This is a genomic window from Streptomyces sp. NPDC054786 (assembly GCF_053611685.1).
Window position 1 is genome coordinate 1 of the sequence record NZ_JBSHAW010000104.1, and the last position, 2,384, is coordinate 2,384.

General features: G+C 71.7%; 1 protein-coding gene. It reads left to right on the forward strand.

Annotation, left to right across the window (positions count from 1 at the left end):
* Nucleotides 1-2,384, forward strand: a 2,384-nt coding sequence (locus ACWGI6_RS38165; protein WP_453271769.1) for a type I polyketide synthase, incomplete at both ends; no start/stop codon positions are given.

Genomic DNA, 2,384 nt, shown 5'->3' on the forward strand with positions numbered 1-2,384 from the left:
CCGGCCAAGCCAACTACGCCACCGCAAACGTCTTCCTCGACGCCCTGGCCGTACACCGCCGAACCACCGGACTACCCGCCACCTCACTCGACTGGGGCCTGTGGGCCGGCACCGGCATGGGCGCACAGCTCGACGACGCGGCTCTGGCCCGTATGGCCCGCCTGGGCCTCGAACCGCTGACCACCGAGCAGAACCTCCGGCTGCTCGATCTCGCGGCCTCGGGCGACGCACCCGCCGTGGTGGCGGTGCGCCTGGAATTGCGCGCACTCCAGGCCCTCGGCGACGAATTGCCGCACCTCCTGCGCGGACTGGTCCGCACCCCGGCACGCCGGACCGCCGCCAGCGGCCCGGTCGCCGTCGAGGTCTCCCTCGGCGGGCAGCTGGCCGCACTGTCCGAGTCGGAGCGCGACGACCTCCTCCTCGACCTGGTGCGTACCCAGATCGCCGAAGTCCTCGGCCATGACGGCGCGGAGGCGATCGAGCCCGGGCGGGCCTTCAGCGACATCGGATTCGACTCGCTGTCCTCGGTGGAGCTGCGCAACCGGCTCAACTCGACCACTGGGCTGCGGCTCTCCGCGACCCTTGTGTTCGACTATCCGACGCCGCGTGCACTCGCGAAGCACATCGCGGGCAAGCTGCTGGACGTGCGGGAGGAAGCGGTCGCCAAGGCCGGTGCCGTCCTCGCGCCCCTCACCGACGATCCCGTCGTCATCGTCGGCATGGCCTGCCGCTACCCCGGCGGCGTGACCTCTCCGGAAGAGCTGTGGCAGCTCGTGGCCGAGGGCACCGACGCCATCGCAGGTTTTCCGGCCGACCGCGGCTGGCCCGAGGACCTGTACGACCCGGAGCCGGGGACTGCGGGCAAGACCTACTCCCGCGAGGGCGGATTCCTCTACGACGCCGCCGAGTTCGACCCCGCGTTCTTCGACATCAGCCCGCGTGAAGCCACGGCCATGGACCCGCAGCAGCGGCTCCTGCTGGAGACCTCCTGGGAGACCTTCGAGCGCGCCGGCATCGACCCGGTTGCCATGCGCGGCAGCCGGACCGGTGTCTTCGCCGGCGTGATGTACCACGACTGGGGGACCCGGCTCGGAGAAGTGCCGGAGGAGATCGCCGGCTACCTCGGCAACGGCAGCCTCGCCAGCGTCGTCTCCGGACGAGTGGCCTACGCCCTCGGGCTGGAGGGCCCGGCGGTGACGGTGGACACGGCGTGCTCGTCATCGCTGGTGGCCCTGCACATGGCTGCGCAGGCGCTGCGCTCCGGTGAGTGCTCGCTAGCCCTTGCCGGCGGCGTCACCGTGATGTCCACACCAGACACCTTCATCGACATGAGCCGCCAGCGCGGCCTGGCCGCCGACGGCCGCTGCAAGTCCTTCGCCGGCGCGGCCGACGGCACCGGCTGGAGCGAAGGCGCCGGCCTGCTGCTCCTGGAGCGGCTGTCGGACGCGCAGCGCAACGGGCACCGAGTGCTCGGCGTGGTCCGGGGCTCGGCGATCAACCAGGACGGCGCCTCCAACGGCCTCACCGCCCCGAACGGTCCGTCCCAGCAGCGCGTCATCCAGCAGGCCCTGAACAGCGCCGGTCTGGCCTCTTCCGAGGTGGACGCGGTGGAGGGCCATGGCACGGGCACCACCCTCGGCGACCCGATCGAGGCCCAGGCGCTGCTGGCCACGTACGGACAAGGGCGCGAGGAGGGCCGGCCGTTGTGGCTCGGCTCGATCAAGTCCAACATGGGCCACACTCAGGCCGCCGCCGGCGTCGCCGGGATCATCAAGATGGTGATGGCGATGCGGCACGGCATCCTGCCCCGGACCATGCACGTCGATGAGCCCTCGCCCAAGGTGGACTGGGAGTCCGGAGCTGTCGAACTGCTCACCGAACAGCAGCCGTGGCCGACGGTTGACCGCCGGCGCCGGGCCGGCATCTCCTCGTTCGGCATCAGCGGTACCAACGCCCACGTGATCATCGAGCAGGCGCCCGAAGAGCCCGAACCCGTCACGGCGTCCGAACCGGCCGCCCCCGTGGGTACCCTGCTGCCCTTCCTCATCTCGGCGCGGACCCCCGAGGCGATGCGCGCCCAGGCCGGACGGCTGCGCACGTTCTTGGATGGCGAGCCGGCAGCCGGACTCGCCATTGTGGCCCGCTCGTTGGCCACCCGGCGGCCCGCCCTCGAACACCGTGCGGTCGTGCTCAGCGCCGACCGCGACGACCTCATCAGCGGACTGACGGCACTGGCCGACGGCAGGGCCGCGCTGTCGGACTCCGCGCGGGACGGCAAGCTCGCGTTCGTGTTCACCGGTCAGGGTGCGCAGCGGTTGGGGATGGGGAGTGAGCTGTACGACGCGTTCCCGGTGTTCGCGCGGGCGCTGGACGCGGTGGTCGCT